Here is a 20,151-nt window from a genome sequence, read left to right on the forward strand (position 1 = left end):
GAGTCCGCCATGACTGTTCAAGAAAATACAGCATTGTTGATCATCGATGTCATCAATAAGATGGATTTCGAAGGAGCTGAGCAGTTATTGCAACAGACGCTCCCTGTCCTCGAACCACTCTCAAAATTAAAACAACATTGTAAACGTCAAAATATCCCAGTGATTTATGTCAATGATAATTTTGGTCTGTGGCAAGAGAATGTTAACCAAATCATTGATGAGTGCCGCGGTGGTCTTGGCGATGTACTCATCGAAACAATGCACCCAGAAGAGAACGATTACTTCATCATCAAGCCAAAACATTCAGGCTTTTTCGGGACCCAACTTGATATTTTATTGAAGCATTTGGAAGTCTCACGTCTTATCATCACCGGTCTAACGACAGATATGTGTATCTTATTTACTGCAAACGACGCTTACATGCGAGAATATGCTATTCATGTTCCTGAAGACTGTACGGCAGCAGAAACCGCCGTTGCAAAAGATCATGCTTTAGAAATTCTCAGTTCGACATTATCTCTTGATTGCTCTTCAAGTTTAAGTTTGATGAAGGGGGAATAACGATGTTGCATTATTTTTCTGGTACGTATGAAACAGCACGCCAACGTTTCAATGAGACTTCGAAGGAAATGCTCTCTCGGTATTATCCGAAACTTATTCATGAATCACTCAAACAACAAGGATCGCTTTGTTCCGATTGGTGGCATGGGCAATCCGGTAACAATTCAACATTATTGATCCTAACGAGTGGGTTACACGGAATTGAAGGATATGCAGGGAGTGCCATGCAACTTCAATTTTTATCAGACCATATGAAACAGCTAAATACGGGAGAAGTCGATGTTTTGCTGATCCATGGTATTAATGCGTACGGGATGAAACATCATCGTAAAGAAACACATCATAACCTCAATTTAAATCGAAATGCGATTCACGATTTTTCAAAGGCAGATTTACGTAATCCAGGTTTTGATGACTTACAGTCTTTGTTCATAAAACGACCAGGTTCAGGGCGTCGTCTGGATTATGTGCCGTTTACGTTACATGTCTTATACGACTTGATTCGTCTAGGTCCACATGCGTTTTTAAAGGCTGCGACACTAGGACAATTCAAACATCCGACCGGATTCTATTATGGCGGACGTACGCCAGACGCTTACTTCTCTGACGTATTAAGTCGTCTCGTCGATACCCTATCTACTTACCGACACGTCGTGATGCTCGACTGTCATACTGGTTATGGACCAGCGGGGCAAGTCCAACTCGTCATGTCATCGGATGATCCAAGACACGCAAAGGAAGTAGAAGGATATACACATTACCCGATTGTCGATCAACCACGAGATCAACAGTTTTATGCGATTGAAGGGGAATGGTTAAACTATCTGTATCAAGAAACAAAAAAGCGCGATATCGGTTTTTTAGGTTTAACCGTAGAGTGTGGGACGCTTGGAAAACATCCTTTCGCCCTACTCCGAACATTGAAAGCAACGATTGATGAAAATCGTCTCTTTTTCAATCAAGCAGTTGCCCCTCGACGGATTAGAGAGCGGTTCGATGCACTTTACATTCCTAAAAATAAACAGTGGCGACAGTCCATCTTGAATGAGACATCCTTCATTTTCAATAACATCACCGAGTGGGTCAATGAACCTAAAAACAACACTTTAATTAACCGATCACTTCAGCATAACGAAAAATAAGGTGAAAACAGGTTTGAAAGAAACTGATTAAGGTATATAACATGTGTAACTTTTATATGTTTAAAACTTAAAGGGGGTCTTTTCATGTTTCGTCATCAAAAGGAATTACAATTCGAAGTCAAGGTAGATCGACCCGATCCAAAACTTGCTCGGGCCGTGCAAGAGGTACTCGGTGGACAATTCGGTGAAATGACGGTCATGATGCAATATCTCTTCCAAGGCTTCAATTGCCGAGGCGAAGAAAAGTACAAGGATATGCTGATGGATATCGGGACGGAAGAAATCGGACACGTTGAGATGCTGTGTTCCCTTATTTCTCAATTGCTCGACGGGGCGTCACCGGATGATCAGGCAGAAGCTGCCAAAGATCCGGCGACAGCAGCAATTCTCGGGGGAATGAATCCTCAGCACCTACTTGTCAGCGGTCTCGGTGGATTGCCATCGAACGCAAACGGCATTCCATGGAACGGATCCTATATCGTCGCCAGTGGTAACTTATTGGCAGACATGCGCTCGAACTTACATGCTGAATCACAAGGTCGCCTTCAGGTCGCCCGCCTCTATCATATGACGACAGATGAAGGCGTTCGTGCTACCTTCCGTAAAATGCTCGCTCGCGACCGATATCACCAGTATCAATGGATGGCTGCGATCGAAGAACTTGAGACAAAAAACGGAATCGTCGTGCCGGCTACTTTTGCACCAGAAGACGAAATGGAAGCGCAACCGCATGCTTATGAGTTCTGGGACCTATCGGAAGGAACAGCTTCAAAAGAAGGTCGCTGGGCTCAAGGGGAAGCACAAGATGGAACTGGTGAATTCGTTCATCTAGAAAATCCTGCACCGCAAGGAAACATTCCGAACATGAAGGTACCAGCACACAAACTTCATCACGACCTAGCAGAAAAAACAGGAATGCAAAACGTTAAAGATACTGTCAAACGGATGTTACATGATAAGGAGTGAGACCGATGGCTAAATCACCACTTGCAATCCATGAAACACTCGAAATCCATGAAATCATGACGATGAAACAAGCTTGTCTCGTTAAAGCTGTTGCTGTTCGTTCTTTTGTTAAAGATGAGACGCTTGAAAAATTGATTGCTCAAGACATCAAAGATAGCGAACAAGCATTAAACGATTTACAAAGGCTATTGGCAGATCATGAAGGAGGCGGTTCTCATGAATGAAGCTCTTCAATCCATTAATCGTCCCAGTAAAAAACGAGACGAGTTGATTGCGACAGACTTCTTGATCAGCAGTAAATCACTTGTCCGTGCTTATGCTGTCGCGATTACGGAAACGGCTTCTCCTGATGTGCGGAAAGTCTTGACCGAACAACTGAACAAAGCCATTCAGACTCACGCTGCGATCGCCGGATACATGATCGATCACGATATGTATCACGCGCATGACTTGAAAAAACAATTAAAACACGATCAAGAAAAACTAGAAGTCGCTAAAGGATTATTATGACGTTCCCCCTTCCCTTCTGATCCTGAAGTGGAAGGGGTTTTCTTTCAGAATTCGTGTAAGGAGCGATCAGTCTCATGATTGACATCAATCACATTCAAATCAAACAAAGTGGAGAAACCGTTTGTCTCACCTGGGAAGGGACAAGTAACGTCCGTCTCTTATTAAATGGTAGACCCTGTTTCATTCAAAACTCGAATAGCTATCAAACGGAGACACTTCCTTTATTTGAGCCTTTGTCATTCGAACTGATCGATTCAGATTCGAAGACACGCATCGTCACCGCGCTTGTTTCAAGTACAGATGATTTGTTCTGGAACCGAAAAATGACTGTCCTGATCCAACAAGATCATGCTGTACGACTGTTATGGGGTGAAATTCCAGAAGTATCGCATTATACGGTATTTCAAGATGGACATCGGTTAGGTCAAACTATGATACCCGAGTGGCAAGGAACGATTGACCCTGAACGGTTTACACGTTTCGAAATCCGGGTGTTACGTCCCATTTCTAGAAAAGCGATGCCGTTCGCACGGACAATCGAGAAGTTCGCCCGCGTTACGAATCAGATAAAACAAGAACAAGACCGGGAACGAGAATTTGAACAGTTCGTGCTCTATTTTTCTTTGTATCCACTATCCGCTTCACATATGAAGGTTTCTTCATACCGATTACGTGTACTGACGTTCATTGCTCCTCCGATTCTCGTGAATCCGAATCCGTTTTCTCCGCATCGATATTTTGAAGGCGATGCGCGACAATATTCGCCTTTTTCTAAAGAGTATCGCACCTTTACAGAAGTCCTGACATGTAGTGGTGAAACTACTCATCAACTATCAAAACAAGCAAATCCTACCCGCTCTTTTGATGCTCGCCATCAGTTATATCGAGAAGATGTTGCCTCGACACAGCGGGTCTATTTATCAAATCAATCACCAACTCGGTATACACTCCACCATTCTGTCGGTAATCCGCTCGTCGTCTCACCTAACATCGACTACGAGATCAAGGTGGCACATCGTTCAAATCTTTGGCGTATCGCAGGAACACATCTCCAATCACCGCATCATGAAGTGTACTTAGATGAAGGGGACGATTGTTTCGAGACGATTCACCAAGCCCATGATTTAGGTTTAAGTTTTCTCGGCGATCCGCTGCCGAGTTGTCACTGGTTACATGTGATGAATCAATGAACAGAGAGAAAGCCGCGACCGATTCGTCGCGGCTTTTCATATTTAGTCGTGAAATCGAGCACGTGTCTCCGGAGACGGCAGTGCACACTGCTGTTTTTGCCCGAACCAACGATGGCGATTATTTGCAACGAAGTCATAGACACGATCCCGAAGTCGACGTGGAACAATCCGAAGTATACTTAACAGATGCCACCCACCTCTTAAATGACCGGCAATCCGTAACGCAGCATCGGATTTAATATACGGTACACCTCGGTCAATCACAACGACACTGTCGATCGTTTCCGGGAGATGATGGCGCCTTACGAGTTCTTGCCCCGTCTCCCCTTGCAATGAAGCAAAGTCATGGTACCCTTGATCTCGCTTTAAGATGAACTGGACACTCGCGTCACAGAGATTACATTCCCCGTCAAATAAGACGATTGCTTTCATGATTGATTCATCCTTCCCTATCTGTTTAACAAATAATTTCGTACACTTTTTCTTTACCACACTTTAGGTCAAAACATGCATTTAATCAGTATGTTAAATCATGATAACGCTTTTGTTCATTGTCTTTCTTACGTTATACTGGTTTTGTAAACATTTGGAACCGTTCATTTATTTGAATGTATCTATGTAAAGGAGCGTACATATGACGAAACGACCGATTGCCATCGTGACCGGTGCCAGTCAGACACGCGACATCGGAGCTGCCATTTGCCGCCAGCTTGCCTCGTCCGGACATGACTTGGTCTTTACTTCTTTTAAAGCAACAGCGGATTGGGCGGCTAGTTTTACGACCGAACTCGAAAATCAAGGTGCCCGCGTCCTTGCGATCGAGCTAGATTTAGGTCAAGCAGATGCTGCTGACGATTTATTCGCACGCATTGAAGACTTTGGAACACCAAGCATCCTGATCAACAACGCTGCCCATTCGACGATGACGGATTGGAAAACGCTTGATGCAAAAAGTCTCGATCAACACTATGCCGTCAATCTCCGGGCACCGCTGTTGCTTGCGACACGTTTCACGAAACGATTCGCTGAAGCACATCTAACGTCCGGTCGTATCATTCAACTGACATCGGGACAAGATCTCGGTCCGATGCCTGACGAGATTGCTTACGCTACGACAAAAGGTGCCTTGTCGACATTTACAAAGACTTACGCGGCAGCCGTAGCACCGCTTGGCATCACCGTTAATGCGGTCAATCCGGGTCCGACAGACTCGACTTGGATGGATGAAGCAACACGGACAGCGCTTAAACCTAGTTTTCCATTCGGGCGAATCGGTGCGCCAGAAGACGTCGCACGATTGATCCAATTCCTCGTGAGTCCTGACGGTGACTGGGTGACCGGACAGATCATTCATTCCGAAGGCGGCTTTGAACGCTGAACATGGAGAACATAAAATCCCCCCTGATTTTTACATCAGGGGGGATTTTTGCGTTATCGAAAAACCGGACCCAGTTCCGTCAAAAAATCGTTCCAGGCTGTTTGATGCAACTCGCTATAGAGTTCTGGCATTTGGTCTCTTTCAAAAAAAGTAATATCGAGTGATTCATCGGAATCAATCGTCAATTGCCCCCCATTGATTCGGCAAACGAAAAAATGGACGATCGGTTGGGCGACATCCCCGTTTGGATACATCTCTTCGTACTTCGAATAGACACCACTCAAACGTTCAATCGTGACATGAAAACCGGTCTCTTCAAAAATCTCACGCTGTGCGGCTTCGACAATTGACTCTCCCAGTTCCAGTGCGCCGCCGGGAAAGCCCCATGCTTGTTGCTCTCGCCGTTTTTGAAGAAGAATGCGCCCCTCCTCGTCGAAGACGATGCCACCCGCAAAGTTCAACATCACTTTTTCTTGACCGACCTTACTGCGAAGAAAACGTATGTAGTCCATCTGTCGCCCCTTGAAGTTTGACGTGCTTCAGCCATGCAATCAGTTGCTTGATCATGGCATCGGTCACGGTATGGTTGACACCTGGAAAAACGTCTAATACGGTCGTTTGCGCCATACCTGCTTGAACAGCTGTCCCGTGATAAAACTGCTGGATCGATAGTGGAATGATGTCATCGGCATCGCCGTGCAGGAGCAATCGCGGACGCTCATCCATCACACTGATCGGATCGAGCTTCCATGGTACATCCTCCTGTTTGATGGCAGGTCGCCCGTCACGAACGCGGAATTGACGTTCCGCTTCAAGATAGGCACCGCCCCCATTGATCGCAACAAGCGCTTTAATCGGCTGACGTGCCATGATTCCATGGGCAATGAACCCACCCATCGAGACGCCGATTGCCATCACATCTGAAACATGCCAGCCTGATTGTTCGATGATAGCTGTCGCTTCCGTAATCGATTGTTCGACGACCGTCCAAAAATAGGTCGTCGTTACTTCTTTATCGTAAGGGTCATCAAACGGTTCTCGTTGATCATGTCGAACGAGTTCCGGAATGAAGACATCGTATCCTTCGTCAGCGAGTTGCTCAGCAAACGCTAGATAAGAAACAGCTGTCCCACCCCAACCATGATAGAGCAGGATGGCTCCTGTTGGTTGAGAGGATCGGACGATATGGACATGAAAATCAAGCTTCATTTTTTAGCTTCTCCTGACTCAAGCGGACGATCGTTCTCGCGAAGTCATCTTCCGGTAATCGTTGTCCGTTCTCAAGAAACGGTTTCCAGTACGGTCGAATCTTAAATAGCGAGACCGTATCACGATAGACTGTTCGGCGGACGATTTGTTTTGTCGTCAACGGCAATCCGTTCTCGCTTTCGACCTGAATGCCACAGATCTGACCACCAATCGATTTTCCGTTCAAAAGTTTTAATTGCGCGACTTCTCCTAGAAAACTGATCGTCGGTTGTGTGACGACGGCGTGCACGACTTCTGACTTCACACGCCGTAATACCGTTTTTTCGATGACGACGGAAAGTCCAAGATAAACAGCTTGGTTGATAATATACGCACCGATTCGTCGTTTGGTCGTTGAATGCATGAATGGTCCTCCTTATACGTTAAAATAGACGACAGCGCCGAGTCCACTGACCGCAATCAGGTAAAAGACGATCGCGAGTCGCTTGTTTGCGGCAGAGATATCCTTTCGGACGAGGATCTTACTATACCGAAACGTCAAAAATGCGAACACGAGCAATGCCAAAATTAATAATGGTGCCATTTGATTCCCCCCTCTTCTTTTTTATTCTACATCATTTCTGGTTTCGAATTGTTATATTTTACAAGTAAAGTGGTATATGCTTGATCCATATGTAATCAATCCAACAATGAAATGAGGTTTACATGTTGAACACTACAACAATTTGCTGTCTTGTTGAGTCGAAGACGCCTAGTTATCTTGTTCGGGAACTGCCGCCGCTTGGCATCCATGACGTCCACGTCCGCACCTTAGCCGGTGCCATCAGTATTGGTGCCGAACTTCCCCAATGGCTGGAACAGGATATAACCGAAACCGTTTATGATTATCCACTCGAGACCGGATATGAAAGTTACGGCGAAGTGATTGCTGTTGGTGACGCGGTCCAAATCGTCAAGCCGGGTGATCGGATCGTCAGCTTCTATGGACATCAAGATCAAGCGATCGTTCCTGAATCGAAGGTCATCCCGGTTCCTGCTCACATTTCACCGCGTGAAGCTTTACTTCTGATCCTGTCTTGCGACGCGGCAAAAGGCGTCCGAAAGCTGACATTGACGCCCGATTCTAGCGTCTTAGTTTCTGGAATGGGTACGCTCGGTTTGCTGACGGTACATTACTTACGGCATTACTTTGATGTTTGTCAGATTGATATCATCGAGCCGCTTACGTCCCGAGCGGAGTTAGCGCGTCAATTAGGTGCACGTGTTGTCACACCGGGTTCAAGTATGTATGACGCCGCCATCGAATGTTCCGGACGTCAAGCGGCCTTTGCCGAGCTTCAATCCGCTGTCCGTCCTCATGGTTCAATCTGCGTCTTATCGGACGGCAACCGGGAAGCCTTGGCGTTGACGCCCGCTTTTCACGCGAAAGAACTTCAGATCGTTGCATCGAGTGACGGCTGGGACTACCGCAAGCACGCAGACTGGCTCTTTGCAGACGAGCGTCACGCGACATTGCCCGCTTTGTTCGAACACGAGACTTCGTTTTCGGAGCTCGCCAGTTGCTTCGCTGCCTTGATGGAAACACCAGATCTCCCGATTAAAGTATTCGTTGATTATGAGCAGACGAGCTGAACACCGTTCGGATCCGTACCTACTAGCGATACGTCGGAAAAGACTGCTTCTTGCAAGACGGTCTTCTCTCCGCGGACGGTTTGGATTTGTGACATCGGTTGATCGAACAGTTTCGCTAAATCCGCCTCTAATCCTTCTCGTGGCGTCGCCAGAACGAGACGCTCAAGTGTCGTTCCATCAGTATCCGCAATCGCATCTTCATGGATTTGCAGTTCAATCCGTAATCCGTATGGTGTCTGCAAGAACGTCCGACGCTCGTTCGCTTGGACCGTGAACGATAACGTTTCTGCGCGGTCGAGAATCGCTTGCACGTCACCAGGCTGAATCAAAAATCCGATGTGATCGAAGCGAACCGTTTTTCCGAATCCGATCGTCACGTTGACCGCCCCCCGTTTCATTTCGATGATTCGGAATAAAATTTGATCCGCTCGAAAATCATTCCATGACAGAGGTGGATTAAACGAAGAAAATTCTCCGTCCTTCTTCCCGATGCGCTGGGAAACGTGAAACCCGCGTGCCGTGTACCAGGCTTCTGTTTCTTCCAAATGTGGTGTCCAGATATGGTAGTGAAATAGCATTTACATACACTCCTTTTCGTTGTTCCAATCGTTCCACGTCATCACTTCGACTTGGTTCGATTCATTCAAGTACTGTCGTAATAACGGGAGGTGCGCAGCACCGTACAAACAGACGATTCGCTCGTTCGTCTGAGCGAGTTGCAGTAAACGATTTGTGATCTTTTGATTGCGGACTTGCCAGTAGCGTTCGATCCAAATCCGCCCGCTTTCCAGTCGTTCGATTTGATCATAGATTCTAGCCGACGCTGCAATCGTTTCTTCAGCGTGCAATCGGTCGAGCCATTCGGAGAAGGATAACTGCTCCATCGCGTGCTCTAACTGTTCTGTCCGCTTCATCTCAGCCGCGACGATCGTCTCAAAGGCTTCCGGATGATGTGAACGGACAATTCCTAAATCCGGTACGCCAGGTACGACTTCGTTCCAATCGACCCCATGGAGATGTGCTAATCCTGCCATCCGGGCTAAGCGAAAACCAATTTGTTGCCGTTCATTATCAGCTAAGTCGCTCTCGGATTGACAGGTTTCATATGTATGTTGCAAATCATTCATGCGTTCGGCTACCGTCTCAAGAGCAACGCCTGTCGGTCGAAATGCGTTCAATCGAGCAACGACTTCTTGGATTTCTCGTTGCCGTCGTTCTGATCTGACATCAAATATCGACGGACGAATCAGATCTCCATTGGCCGGGCGATCGAGATGGAACATGCCTAGCAGTAAAATCTGAGGTTTCATCTACCCCCCTCCTTTTCCTGATTTTACCTTATATTTGGTAAGGGAAGCGACTTTTACCTATCATGAATTTACGTTCCTATTCAACAAATACTCATATAAGGAGGTTCCGATGAAAAAGATATTTGTCATTGTGTTCATTGGATTTTTATTCGGATGCAGTCAAACCGGTACAGAGGACGAAGCTAGTTATGCCATGATCGTCATTGTGAATAACAAAGAGTATAACGGAACAGAAACAGAATTGGATGCATCTAAGCAACAAGGAGAAAAAATTAGCACGATACTAAAGAAAACAAAAGCATATGAAATGCCCCAAGCGAACAGTCAATCGAATCTTTTTTCAGTCGGGTCCACCATCTATTCTGTTAAAGGAACAGAAGATTTTATCATCGTAAAAGACAAAGAAAATAAAAAATGGCTTTTACAAAAGGTAAGAGATATCAAAAACCATTTGAATTAATGAGGTACTTAACACTTTTAACGTGGTACCTCTTTAGAAGTACTAACAGCGGAGATGTTTTGTACTTTTACACGAGGTATGGTGAGAAGAATTTAGAAAGGAGACAGATGGCGCCATCTGTCTCCTTTCTTTTATCCTGTTAAGCTTGATTTGACTAGCAAGATCTTACCACTTTCCTCAGCATCGATATAAGAAACGGCTTGCACATCGAGATGGATATCACGACCGAATAAACGGTATAGCCGTTCCATCAGAAGTCGTTCGTCTGATTGACTGAACCGCTCTGCGTCCGGAACGTAGTAAATCGATACGCTATCCGGCGTCATTTGAACATATTGAATGCGTTCGATACTGTTTGGTAAGTGTTTGACGAGACTTGACAGTTGCGCCTCAAAAATCTTCTGCCCATCCGGTTTTTGGATGAAGGCGCGTCCTCTTCCGTCAATTGAATCAATGATTGGTCCTGGATGACCGCACGAACAGGTGCGTTGACTGAGCGTCATCCGATCGCCGACACGGTAGCGAATGAGTGGCGTCCCATGTGTATCAAAACTCGTCACGAGAATCTCCCCGTCTGTATCGAGTTCGATGATCCCCATCTCATGATGCAGATGTTTTTGACCTTACCGACATTCCGAAACGATTGGTGCCCCTTCAGACGATGCATATTGATCAAAAACTAGTCCGTGAAACACTTCTTCGATGACTTGGCGCTCTTCCGCATCGATCCGTTCAGCCGTTGGAAAAATCGCAATCGGTTGACACGTCAAGCGGATCCCTTCTCACTTCGCGAACCGGGCGAGCTCAATCATCGCTGACGGAAGACCATCGATCGTTTCTGGTTGAAAACGTTCGATGGCTTCAAGATACGCTGCCATCGTCCGTGGAGACAATCGTTTTACCGTGAACAAGAGCTGATTCGCCGCATGCCACGGTAGACACCGTGGGTCGCCTTGAAATAATCCAGATGGGCCATGCGAATTTGCATATCCGGTATCGTATATCGTACTTGCAGTGACATGCTGCCTGTCGTTCCGCCCGTTTTCCCTATGATTGGTGCAGGAATGTCCGTTTGAATTTCCGCCATCTTCGTTCGTAATGTTTCTTTTGATAATACAGGGATGTTTTTTAGTTCTGATAAGTCTTTGAACGGTAGGCGAATGCCATGTGAAGTGAAGAGCTGATGGTAATAGGGACTGTGTTCCGTACAGAAGTGAAGGAAGTCATTTAAACGATCAAGTTGTTCCGCTTTGACGTCGATCGTCGTATGTTCTCGTTCGAGGAGCATCCGGAACCGTTCTTGATAGGCCGGTCCATAACGTTCGCGATGCAATTGATACCCATAGAGGGTTGTGAAGAGGTGCTGGAGAAATAGAGGAGAGCGATTGTAGATCTGCTCTTTGATACCCATGTCATCACGTCCTTTCGCAAGGGAAGTAACGGTTTCGATGTCTCTACGATAGCCTATGTACCTGACAAGAATATGACAAAAATAAGGGAACATGCATCCTGACAAATTACTATCGCCTTGGACAGGTCAGACGATCATCGCTCTATTATACTAAAAACAAGGAGGTGACAAGATGTGGCTCGAATCAATTCAACGCGTCATTGACTATATCGAAGATCATTTAGAAGATTCGCTCGATCTCAACGTTTTGACAAGGGTGGCGCAGATGCAAACGTATCCTTTACAACGGACGTTTTCGTTACTTGCGATGATGACCTTACCGGAATACATCCGCGGGCGACGTCTGACGCTCGCTGCCCAACAATTGACGCAGACGGACGAAAAAATCATCGATCTCGCCTTACGTTTTGGTTATGAGACGCCGGAAGCTTTCACAAAAGCTTTCAAACGTCAGCATGGTTGTTCGCCGACGTTGATGCGAAACGAGCGACGTCCGATTCACGCCTATAACCGCCTGAGTATTCAGGTGACTTTGAAAGGACTGGAGCAAATGGATTACCAACTCATCGAACGACCGGCTTTACAGATTTCAGGATGGCGAAAACATTTCCCGACGCAAGATGGCGCCCAACAGCAACTGATTCCGTTGTTTTGGAATGATGTGAATCGTTCTGGTCAAGACGCGATTTTGTTCAAACAAAACGATGGAAAGATCGAAGGTGTGATTGGTGTCTGCTCCAATTTCACCGAAGCATCAATGGATTATTGGATCGCGACAACGACAACGGAAGTCCTGCCCGGTCAAGAGACGATGACGATTCCGGCGAGTCTTTGGGCGACGTTTCCGGTCGTTGGTCCGATGCCGCATGCCATTCAAGAGATGTGGCAGCGTATCTATCAAGAGTGGCTCCCATCGCATGGATATGATCCTCTGCCTCACGCTGAACTCGAAGTGTATTCGGCAGGCGACCCGTCTGCCGCCGATTATCAATCTGCCATCTGGATTCCGGTGCGTCCGCGCGACTGATAATTTCAGGACATACGAAAAGGCGAAATCATCGGTGGTCTCGCCTTTTACGTTGTACGTCATGCATACTGTTGTTTAATCAGTAACGTTTTGCCACTGATTTCTTTCGGTATTTCGGGTACCGCGCGCATGACGACATTCAATTGTCCGTCAAACAGTCGGTCAAGAACGAAAAAGAGTTTTTTCTCATGTTCTTTCTCAAAACATCGTTCATCCGGAACATACAATAATACAATCTCGTCCCGCGTCTCTTGAATGTATTGCACGCGTTCGATACAGTTCGGGAACGCTCGAACGATTCCCGCGAGCTCCCCTTCAAAAACACGATGTCCGTTTCTGAGTTGAATGAAGCTTCTCCCTCGACCATCAATCGAAGCGATGATTGGACCTTGATGACCGCACGGACACGTTTCCTGACTGAGCGTCATCCGATCGCCGACGCGGTAACGGACGAGTGGTGTCCCGTGTGTATCAAAACTCGTCACGAGAATTTCTCCATCCTCATCGCGTTCAATGATTCCCATCTCATAATGTAAATGTTTTTTCCCATACGGACATTCGGCGACGATCGGTGCCCCTTCTGAAGACGCATACTGGTCATAGATCGGTGCATGGAAGACGTCTTCGACGAGTGCTCGTTCTTCTGCTGTCATCATCTCTGCCGTCGGGAAAATCGCTTTCGGTCGGAACGTACAGGTCATCCCATATTTTTTAGCATATCGTGCGACTTCAATCATTCCTGAAGGCAAACCATCAATCGATTCCGGCTGAAACCGATTCAGTTGTTCAATGTATGCAGCAGCGGTTTTCGGATTGATATTTTTGATCGAGAACAGCATCTGATTGATGACTTTGTTCGTCCGCCAGTAGACCGGTGCCTTTTGTTGCGGCGAAGCGAGCGTTTGACCGGTAAAACTTGCACGGCGCATTCCTTGATCGACTCCATGGGTCCACTTGAAGAAATCGAGGTGTGCCATCCGGATTTGCATATCTTCCTTTGTATAATGCACTTGAATCGATTTACCAGTCGTCCCGCCCGTTTTTCCGAGAATCGGGGCATGGACGTGCGCATGGACGTCTTCATTTTGTTGCCGTAAGATTTCTTTCGTTAAAGGGGGAATCTGCTTTAGCTCGTCAATCGATTTTAAAGGGAGCTCTAATCTGATAGAAGAAAACAATTCCTGATAGTATGGACTATGCGTTTGGCAAAAAGAAAGGAAGTCGTTTAATCGATGCAACTGTTCTGCTCGAACGTCAATCGGTCGTCCTAACTTCTGTTTCAGTTCTTGTAAGCGTTGCTGGTAAGTTGCACCGTATCGTTCGTGGAACAGACGGCGTCCTTGTAAAGTCGTCAACAAGTTTTGGATGAAAATCGGTGAGTGAAAGTAGATCGATTCTTTGAGCTGCATGATGTCACTCCTTCCATAGTTAGACCACCTTTTACTGATACTTTCATCTTATTTCCAGTCGCCGCCCATCTCAATTAGTTCTTCGTGAATAAACTTAGCTTTTATTTTCATGGCGATTTATTTTAATGAACTCTGATTCACGAACATCTTCTTACCGATTCTCGAACTTACAACTTTTCTTCCCTCACAAAAAATCCGATTGATGAAGAGGAGTTTCTTCATCAATCGGATTCATACGAGTGGCATTACGATTTCGCACCTTTTTGTAGCATCTGACATCCGTATGCCCGCAATTTAATCGCTTCGAGTACGAGCGACATCTGTTGCTCATCCAATCGTTCAATCAGCTCGATGATCGTGATCGTCGTTCGTCCATTATACAATTGGACGATCAAGTGGATGATTGCTTCTAACGCTGGACTCGGATAGGGTTCAGCCAGAAATTCACGATCAAAAAACTCACCACTATCCGGAAAGAAGTAATCCGAGAACCGTTCGAGCACTTCTGGCTGTCCTGTCGCAAGGTACAGCATCGAGACCATCGCTGCATCTTCTCGTTGTTTCGGCTTTAATCGTCTCCACAACAGATCGAATCGTCGTTCATGTCCCTCTTGCATGAATTGTATCGTCTGCATGGTTGAAGCCCCCTTTGTTTTCATACTTCCTGTTGGTTCTTTTCCATATGTTACTATTCCCTATTCCATTCAACTGAATCGTCTCAGCATATCCTCTTGCGATTGAACCGACTCGATTGGGGGTACATTACAACAGATATAAGAGAGGAGTTTACATCCATGCCAACGCGTTTAGCTTTAGCCGGAGCCACCGGATACATTGGTCACAACCTACTGAATGAATTAAAGAAAAAATATGACGTCATCGCCCTTTCACGAAACGGTGATGATAAGGACAATGAGGAACGCGTCGAATGGCGATCGTGCGATCTCTTTTCTTTAAACGATACGATCGAAGGTATGAAAGGAGCGGACATCGCTGTCTATCTCGTCCATTCGATGATGCCTTCTGCCAAATTGACACAAGGATCGTTTGAGAACATGGATTTGCTGTTAGCTGATAACTTCGCCCGTGCCGCAAAAGAAAATGGTATCCGCCAGATTATCTACTTAAGTGGTATCATCCCTGAGGAAACAGAAGACCTATCACGTCACTTAAAGAGCCGACTGGAAGTCGAACGTGTCCTCGGTGCATACGGGACTCCAGTGACGACGATCCGTGCCGCGTTGATCGTCGGTCCAAAAGGCTCATCGTTCCCGATCTTATCGAAGCTCGTCAAACGCCTTCCCGTCATGGCACTCCCCCGCTGGACGCGCAACAAAACGCACCCAGTCGCCTTGCCCGACGTCATTCATGCACTTGGCGAAAGTGTTGATCGTGACGACGTGAAAGACCGGGCAATCGATATCGGTGGTCCGGAAGCGATGACTTACAAAGAGATGATTCTTAAAACGGCAGATATCATGGGAAAACGACAACCGACGATCGATATTCCTTTACTGACCGTTAAATTATCCCGCCTCTGGGTGACGCTCGTGTCCGGGGAACCAAAAGAAACCGTCTATCCACTTGTTGAAAGCATGGTACATGAGATGGTCGCAGATCCAGAAAAAATGGTTCCAGGCATCAGTGACGGTAAAATCACTTTCGAACAATCGGTTCGGGATGCGTTAAAAGAGGAAGAAGAACAAAAAGGCTCTTCCTCCTCGTCGTCTTCGACACCAGACGTCCTAGACGTTCGTTCAGTCCAACGTGTCCTTCTACCGAAGGATCGTGACGCCGATTGGGCAGCCGATGATTATATGAATTGGTTGTCTTCGTTTGCCCGTCCCTTCCTATCGTCAACTGTGCAGGATCAAGTCGTCGGAATCCACATTCCATTTTACGAACAACCACTACTTGAATTGACGAAGGAACCAGTCCACGACCGACAAATGGCGACGTACCGGATTACTGGTGGACTGTTCGCGAAAGTCGAGCAAGATAGCCGTGGTCGGATTGAATTCCGGCAAATTCCTGGTACACAGGAATGTATCATCGCCATCCATGAATTCGTGCCCGCGTTGCCTTGGATACTCTATAAAGCAACGCAGGCGAACGTTCACTTGCTTGTGATGTACCTCTTTAAATTACACTTGTTGCGTCGGATTCATTCGACGGAGCAAGAATCGACAAGCGCAGACGAAATCGTTCCGTCATCTTGATCACGATCACACGATCCGCCTCTTCCCGGGCGGATCGTTTTTTGTCGCTTTTAGAAGGATGACGAAACTGAAAAAATCGTGATACACTGAACGGTGACTGAAAGAAAGGGGTTTCATCGCATGCGCTCATTTGAGGAACGATTATCGAACCAACTCGAGGCGACGGCCTCACTCGTCACATTGATTCAACCTTCAACGGATCAACTTCGTTTAGATAAACTAGATAAATTCGCCATGAAACTATTAAAACGAGAGTTCACGATTGCGTTTGCTGGTCATTTCTCGGCTGGGAAGTCGAGCATGATTAACGCCTTGACAGGAGAATCGGTCTTACCAACGAGCCCGATTCCAACGAGTGCGAACATCGTGACGCTTCAGCAAGGTGACACGGATTCAGCGATCGTTCACTTTCACGAACAACCGTCTGTTCGCCTGACAGCGAAAGAGCAAGAGGAGCATCTTCAAACGCTTGGGAAGAGTGGCGATGTCCGACAAATCGACTTGACGCATGCCGCGTCCAAGCTGCCACCTGGTCTTGTCCTAATGGATACACCTGGCGTTGACTCGGTCGATGATGCCCACCGTGTATCAACGGAATCCGCACTTCACTTAGCAGACATCTTGTTTTACGTCATGGACTACAACCATGTCCAATCCGAATTGAACTTCATGGTAACGGATGAATTACAAGCTGCCGTACCTGAGTTATATTTAATCGTCAATCAAATTGATAAACATCGTGACGATGAATTATCATTCGACGCATTCCGCCGCTCGGTCCATGCATCCTTCGCCGAACATGGTGTCGTGCCAAAAGGAATCTTCTTTACGAGTCTAAGGAATCCAGATCATTTGCATAACGATTTTACGGAAGTCGAACAGCTCGTTAAGCAAAGCATTCGCGACGCTCAACCGAAGTTGTTGACGTCTGCCGCTTTGACACTTGAAAGTCTTCACCAAGAGCATACACGGTATCTCACACGTCTCGTTTCAGAAGCCCACGAGACGATGACTGAACAATTGAGTGACGCTGAACGACGCGATCCGGCGACGATCGAAGCCGAACTAGTCCACATCTCGCAGCAATTAGAAGCACGCCAACCGGACCGTTGGGTACAGACGTTTTCGTTGCATCGGGATCAACTCTTGAAAAATGCGACCTTGATGCCGTTTGAGTTACGTGAGAAGATGCGCCGTTTTCTTGAGTCACGCCAACGTGACTTCAAGGTTGGACTATTCCGTAGCACGAAAAAGACGGAAGCGGCTCAAGCAGAGATCGCGCAAGACGTGCTACGTGCCTATCAGACGGTGACCGCTTCCGAAATTTCGCTACATTTACGTAACTTGATGAAACAATCGTTACGTGACCTTGGTCTCTTGCAGGATATGCATATCGTCGCAATCGATCAGCTCTCACTCGACCCACCGCTTTCCGTACTCGAAAGTGCCTTGCCGACGGGTATTACGATTACCGGTGAATCGGTGCTCCAGTTCACGAATCGTGTCGCTGAGCAGACACAAGCGTGGTTCGTCAAGGAAACGAACGCGTGGCGGGAGCATGTGCGCCAAGAGTTAACGGTGACTTTCCCGAAAGAGCAAGCTGAACTATTGCAACGACAGTCGTCACTACAGCACAAATGGAACAGCGTCCAAGTATGGCAACAGGCTACCGTAGCACTTGAGCGTTATGAGCATGGTGTTGCCGATCCATCTGATCAACAACTCGAACGAGCTCGGACGCAAGTTTCGGTCTGGGAGGAGCAATTGATCCAACAAGAAGCGGCGATCGTCTCCTTTACCGGGTTTGAGTCGATGACAGAGACAACTGCGTTTGAACTTGCGACGACGGTCAGTGAGCAACAAGCCGTCCGTTATGCACCAGAAGACGTCGCTCAAATCCGTCAGCATCTGAATGGTCTTCAAGGTTTTGAAGATGCCGTCGCTTATTTGAATGACAAATTGGACCGACTGACACACCAATCGTTCACGATTGCCTTATTCGGTGCCTTCAGTGCCGGAAAATCATCGTTTTGCAATGCCTTACTCGGAGATAAGGTACTACCGGTCTCTCCGAATCCGACGACGGCATCAATCAACCGGATTCACCCTGTTGACGCAGCACACCCGCACGGCGTGGCAGAAGTCACGTTCAAGTCGGAAGCAGCGATGCTTGAGGACTTAAATGAAGCAATGGTCGAAACGATGACGTTCGAGTCAACGAAACAAGCATACGATACGCTCTTACCACGTACCGCGTCACTGACGGATCCGTTCTTGCGTGCTTTCTTGAAAGGATTCCCTGCCGTTCAATCCTTCATCGGTACCGTCCAGACGGTCGATCAAGAAGCTTTTAAACAGTATGTCGCGCAGGAAGAACGAAGCTGTTTCGTCGATGTCATCGATTTCTATTATGATAGCCCGTTGACGCGACTCGGCGTGACGCTCGTTGATACGCCGGGAGCAGATTCAATCAATGCCCGTCATACTGATGTCGCTTTTGATTACATCAAGAACGCGGATGCGATCTTATTCGTCACGTACTTCAATCATGCCTTCGCCCGCGCTGACCGTGAATTCTTGATTCAACTCGGTCGTGTCAAAGACGCATTCGAACTCGATAAGATGTTCTTCCTCGTCAACGCGATTGATCTTGCTGCGTCAGATAGCGAACGTCAAGATGTCTTGAACTATGTCGCGTCGGAATTGCAACGCTTCGGGATTCGATCGCCTCGACTGTATGGAGTCTCGAGCTTACAAGGACTCACGGAAAAGCAACAAGAGCGATCGGATTCAACTTCCGGTTTACCTGAATTCGAAGAGGCATTCCATCACTTCCTAGCGGAGGATCTGACCGGTCTCGCCAAAGTATCGTTGTCTGAGCAGACGGAAAAGACCGTCCAGCGACTCGAACGATTTATCGCTGCGACTGAAGCGAATCTGTTGCGAAAAGAAGAACGGTTGGCTGAGCTGTCTGCTTTAGAACAGCAGGTCACGGATCGTTTCGAAGACAATCGCGCCGCTTTGATCGAACCTGCACTCAAAGCAGAGATCCATGAGCTGTTGCATCATGTCGTACAACGCATTTATTACCGTTTCCCCGACTTTTTCAAGGAATCCTATAATCCTGTTCGTTTTGCTCAAACTGGCAAAGGAGCGGCATTACAGGATGCATTAACGGAACTGTTGACGTTCCTTCGGTTCGATTTTGAACAAGAGCTCCGGGTCACGCATTTCCGTGTCGATCAATGGCTCGAAGCGGCCTTGATCCGGCGTCAACAAGAGGAGCAACAGTTGCTAGAGCAATGGAACGAATCCTTCCAACTCGCACCTGTCACGGTCTCTCGATTAAACGAAATGACGTTCGATGGTCCATTCGAAGATGCAACGCCTTATGTCGGCGTCAAACGTCACTTCCGGAATGCGAAAGCCTTCTTCGAGAAAAATGAGAAGGAGCAGCTGAAAGAGGAGCTTGCGACATTAACCAAACAAGAAGCACTCGCGTATACTGCCACTCAAGAAAAACGCTTGCTGGCAGTCGCGGCGGCACATCTAGATGTTTCTTTGACAGCCGTTTCAGAGCACCTGTTACGTCAAACACTCGAGCAACTTGAGAGTGAACGCGCGACGTTACAGGCACAAGAGACGCTGACCCCTTATAAACAAGCAGCTAAGCAGATTCGCAGTCTGACGCAACATGTCACTTCATGAGATACGATCGTTCAGCACA

At 47.0% G+C, this 20,151-nt stretch carries 24 protein-coding genes; 12 read left to right on the forward strand and 12 right to left on the reverse strand.

Going from position 1 to position 20,151, the window contains the following annotated elements; translation table 11 throughout:
• Positions 1 to 9 precede the first annotated feature (9 nt).
• The 6 genes from ESP131_RS11575 (at position 10) to ESP131_RS11600 (ending at position 4,369) form a co-directional block, all read left to right on the forward strand.
• Positions 10 to 561: a cysteine hydrolase family protein gene (locus ESP131_RS11575; protein WP_029341884.1), complete on the forward strand. Its 552-nt coding sequence runs from the start codon at positions 10 to 12 to the stop codon at positions 559 to 561.
• Positions 562 to 563: 2 nt separating this feature from the next.
• Complete coding sequence (locus tag ESP131_RS11580) at positions 564 to 1,703, forward strand: M14 family metallopeptidase (protein ID WP_029341885.1); 1,140 nt, start codon at positions 564 to 566, stop codon at positions 1,701 to 1,703.
• A gap of 84 nt (positions 1,704 to 1,787) precedes the next feature.
• Complete coding sequence (locus ESP131_RS11585) at positions 1,788 to 2,669, forward strand: manganese catalase (RefSeq protein WP_029341886.1); 882 nt, start codon at positions 1,788 to 1,790, stop codon at positions 2,667 to 2,669.
• A 5-nt stretch (positions 2,670 to 2,674) separates the two neighbouring features.
• Positions 2,675 to 2,893 (forward strand): hypothetical protein, encoded by a 219-nt coding sequence (locus tag ESP131_RS11590; RefSeq protein WP_029341887.1) that lies wholly within the window; start codon positions 2,675 to 2,677, stop codon positions 2,891 to 2,893.
• Positions 2,886 to 3,179 carry a spore coat protein gene (locus tag ESP131_RS11595; RefSeq protein WP_029341888.1) on the forward strand — a complete coding sequence of 98 codons (294 nt, stop codon included), beginning with the start codon at positions 2,886 to 2,888 and terminating at the stop codon, positions 3,177 to 3,179. The genes ESP131_RS11590 and ESP131_RS11595 overlap by 8 nt, the downstream gene beginning before the upstream one ends.
• 74 nt (positions 3,180 to 3,253) lie before the next feature.
• A complete protein-coding gene (locus ESP131_RS11600) occupies positions 3,254 to 4,369 on the forward strand; it encodes a hypothetical protein (protein ID WP_029341889.1) in 1,116 nt (371 codons plus the stop codon).
• A gap of 42 nt (positions 4,370 to 4,411) precedes the next feature.
• On the opposite strand, the gene ESP131_RS11605 is transcribed toward ESP131_RS11600, so the two are convergent.
• Positions 4,412 to 4,801, reverse strand: a complete 390-nt coding sequence (locus tag ESP131_RS11605; protein ID WP_029341890.1) for a thiol-disulfide oxidoreductase DCC family protein — start codon at positions 4,799 to 4,801, stop codon at positions 4,412 to 4,414.
• Positions 4,802 to 5,003: 202 nt separating this feature from the next.
• Between ESP131_RS11605 and ESP131_RS11610 the strand changes: the two genes are divergently transcribed.
• Positions 5,004 to 5,747, forward strand: coding sequence for an SDR family oxidoreductase (locus tag ESP131_RS11610; protein ID WP_029341891.1), 744 nt, complete (start codon positions 5,004 to 5,006; stop codon positions 5,745 to 5,747).
• Between the two features lie 53 nt (positions 5,748 to 5,800).
• Here ESP131_RS11610 and ESP131_RS11615 read toward each other — a convergent pair whose 3' ends face one another.
• The 4 genes from ESP131_RS11615 to ESP131_RS16695 are packed head-to-tail and all read right to left on the reverse strand — an operon-like array spanning position 5,801 to position 7,539.
• Complete coding sequence (locus ESP131_RS11615) at positions 5,801 to 6,259, reverse strand: NUDIX hydrolase (RefSeq protein WP_029341892.1); 459 nt, start codon at positions 6,257 to 6,259, stop codon at positions 5,801 to 5,803.
• Entirely contained in the window at positions 6,231 to 6,956 is a 726-nt protein-coding gene (locus ESP131_RS11620) for an alpha/beta fold hydrolase (protein WP_069940782.1), read from the reverse strand. The genes ESP131_RS11615 and ESP131_RS11620 overlap by 29 nt, the downstream gene beginning before the upstream one ends.
• Complete coding sequence (locus tag ESP131_RS11625) at positions 6,946 to 7,359, reverse strand: RDD family protein (RefSeq protein WP_069940783.1); 414 nt, start codon at positions 7,357 to 7,359, stop codon at positions 6,946 to 6,948. The genes ESP131_RS11620 and ESP131_RS11625 overlap by 11 nt, the downstream gene beginning before the upstream one ends.
• 12 nt (positions 7,360 to 7,371) lie before the next feature.
• Positions 7,372 to 7,539: a hypothetical protein gene (locus tag ESP131_RS16695; RefSeq protein WP_156323149.1), complete on the reverse strand. Its 168-nt coding sequence runs from the start codon at positions 7,537 to 7,539 to the stop codon at positions 7,372 to 7,374.
• A gap of 125 nt (positions 7,540 to 7,664) precedes the next feature.
• Here ESP131_RS16695 and ESP131_RS11630 point away from each other — a divergent pair, with 125 nt between their 5' ends.
• Positions 7,665 to 8,588 carry a zinc-dependent alcohol dehydrogenase gene (locus tag ESP131_RS11630; RefSeq protein ID WP_152548186.1) on the forward strand — a complete coding sequence of 308 codons (924 nt, stop codon included), beginning with the start codon at positions 7,665 to 7,667 and terminating at the stop codon, positions 8,586 to 8,588.
• Here the strand turns inward: ESP131_RS11630 and ESP131_RS11635 are convergent.
• Positions 8,570 to 9,166, reverse strand: coding sequence for a glyoxalase/bleomycin resistance/dioxygenase family protein (locus ESP131_RS11635; protein ID WP_029341896.1), 597 nt, complete (start codon positions 9,164 to 9,166; stop codon positions 8,570 to 8,572). The genes ESP131_RS11630 and ESP131_RS11635 overlap by 19 nt on opposite strands.
• Positions 9,167 to 9,898: a DUF5694 domain-containing protein gene (locus ESP131_RS11640; protein ID WP_047394836.1), complete on the reverse strand. Its 732-nt coding sequence runs from the start codon at positions 9,896 to 9,898 to the stop codon at positions 9,167 to 9,169.
• A gap of 109 nt (positions 9,899 to 10,007) precedes the next feature.
• Here ESP131_RS11640 and ESP131_RS11645 point away from each other — a divergent pair, with 109 nt between their 5' ends.
• Entirely contained in the window at positions 10,008 to 10,358 is a 351-nt protein-coding gene (locus tag ESP131_RS11645) for a hypothetical protein (RefSeq protein WP_069940784.1), read from the forward strand.
• 131 nt (positions 10,359 to 10,489) lie between these two features.
• On the opposite strand, the gene ESP131_RS16940 is transcribed toward ESP131_RS11645, so the two are convergent.
• The 3 genes from ESP131_RS16940 to ESP131_RS16950 all read right to left on the reverse strand — a co-directional run bounded on the left by ESP131_RS16940 (position 10,490) and on the right by ESP131_RS16950 (position 11,769).
• A complete protein-coding gene (locus ESP131_RS16940) occupies positions 10,490 to 10,957 on the reverse strand; it encodes a phenylacetate--CoA ligase family protein (RefSeq protein WP_231925626.1) in 468 nt (155 codons plus the stop codon).
• A gap of 24 nt (positions 10,958 to 10,981) precedes the next feature.
• Positions 10,982 to 11,128 carry a hypothetical protein gene (locus tag ESP131_RS16945; RefSeq protein ID WP_231925627.1) on the reverse strand — a complete coding sequence of 49 codons (147 nt, stop codon included), beginning with the start codon at positions 11,126 to 11,128 and terminating at the stop codon, positions 10,982 to 10,984.
• A 128-nt stretch (positions 11,129 to 11,256) separates the two neighbouring features.
• Positions 11,257 to 11,769, reverse strand: a complete 513-nt coding sequence (locus ESP131_RS16950) for a hypothetical protein (protein WP_231925628.1) — start codon at positions 11,767 to 11,769, stop codon at positions 11,257 to 11,259.
• A gap of 172 nt (positions 11,770 to 11,941) precedes the next feature.
• Between ESP131_RS16950 and ESP131_RS11655 the strand changes: the two genes are divergently transcribed.
• Positions 11,942 to 12,796, forward strand: a complete 855-nt coding sequence (locus tag ESP131_RS11655) for an AraC family transcriptional regulator (RefSeq protein ID WP_069940785.1) — start codon at positions 11,942 to 11,944, stop codon at positions 12,794 to 12,796.
• 59 nt (positions 12,797 to 12,855) lie between these two features.
• Here the strand turns inward: ESP131_RS11655 and ESP131_RS11660 are convergent, their stop codons facing one another.
• Both ESP131_RS11660 and ESP131_RS11665 read right to left on the reverse strand, forming a co-directional pair.
• Positions 12,856 to 14,205 (reverse strand): phenylacetate--CoA ligase family protein, encoded by a 1,350-nt coding sequence (locus ESP131_RS11660; RefSeq protein ID WP_047394842.1) that lies wholly within the window; start codon positions 14,203 to 14,205, stop codon positions 12,856 to 12,858.
• A 245-nt stretch (positions 14,206 to 14,450) separates the two neighbouring features.
• Entirely contained in the window at positions 14,451 to 14,840 is a 390-nt protein-coding gene (locus ESP131_RS11665) for a hypothetical protein (protein WP_035397030.1), read from the reverse strand.
• A 159-nt stretch (positions 14,841 to 14,999) separates the two neighbouring features.
• Here ESP131_RS11665 and ESP131_RS11670 point away from each other — a divergent pair, with 159 nt between their 5' ends.
• Together ESP131_RS11670 and ESP131_RS11675 are read left to right on the forward strand one after the other, a co-directional pair.
• Positions 15,000 to 16,424, forward strand: coding sequence for an NAD(P)H-binding protein (locus tag ESP131_RS11670; protein WP_069940786.1), 1,425 nt, complete (start codon positions 15,000 to 15,002; stop codon positions 16,422 to 16,424).
• A gap of 120 nt (positions 16,425 to 16,544) precedes the next feature.
• The gene (locus ESP131_RS11675; RefSeq protein WP_069940787.1) at positions 16,545 to 20,132 is read left to right on the forward strand and encodes a dynamin family protein; all 3,588 of its coding nucleotides are present in this window, start codon (positions 16,545 to 16,547) and stop codon (positions 20,130 to 20,132) included.
• Positions 20,133 to 20,151 lie beyond the last annotated feature (19 nt).

Source organism: Exiguobacterium sp. U13-1, assembly GCF_001750115.1.
GTDB classification, from domain to species: domain Bacteria; phylum Bacillota; class Bacilli; order Exiguobacteriales; family Exiguobacteriaceae; genus Exiguobacterium_A; species Exiguobacterium_A acetylicum.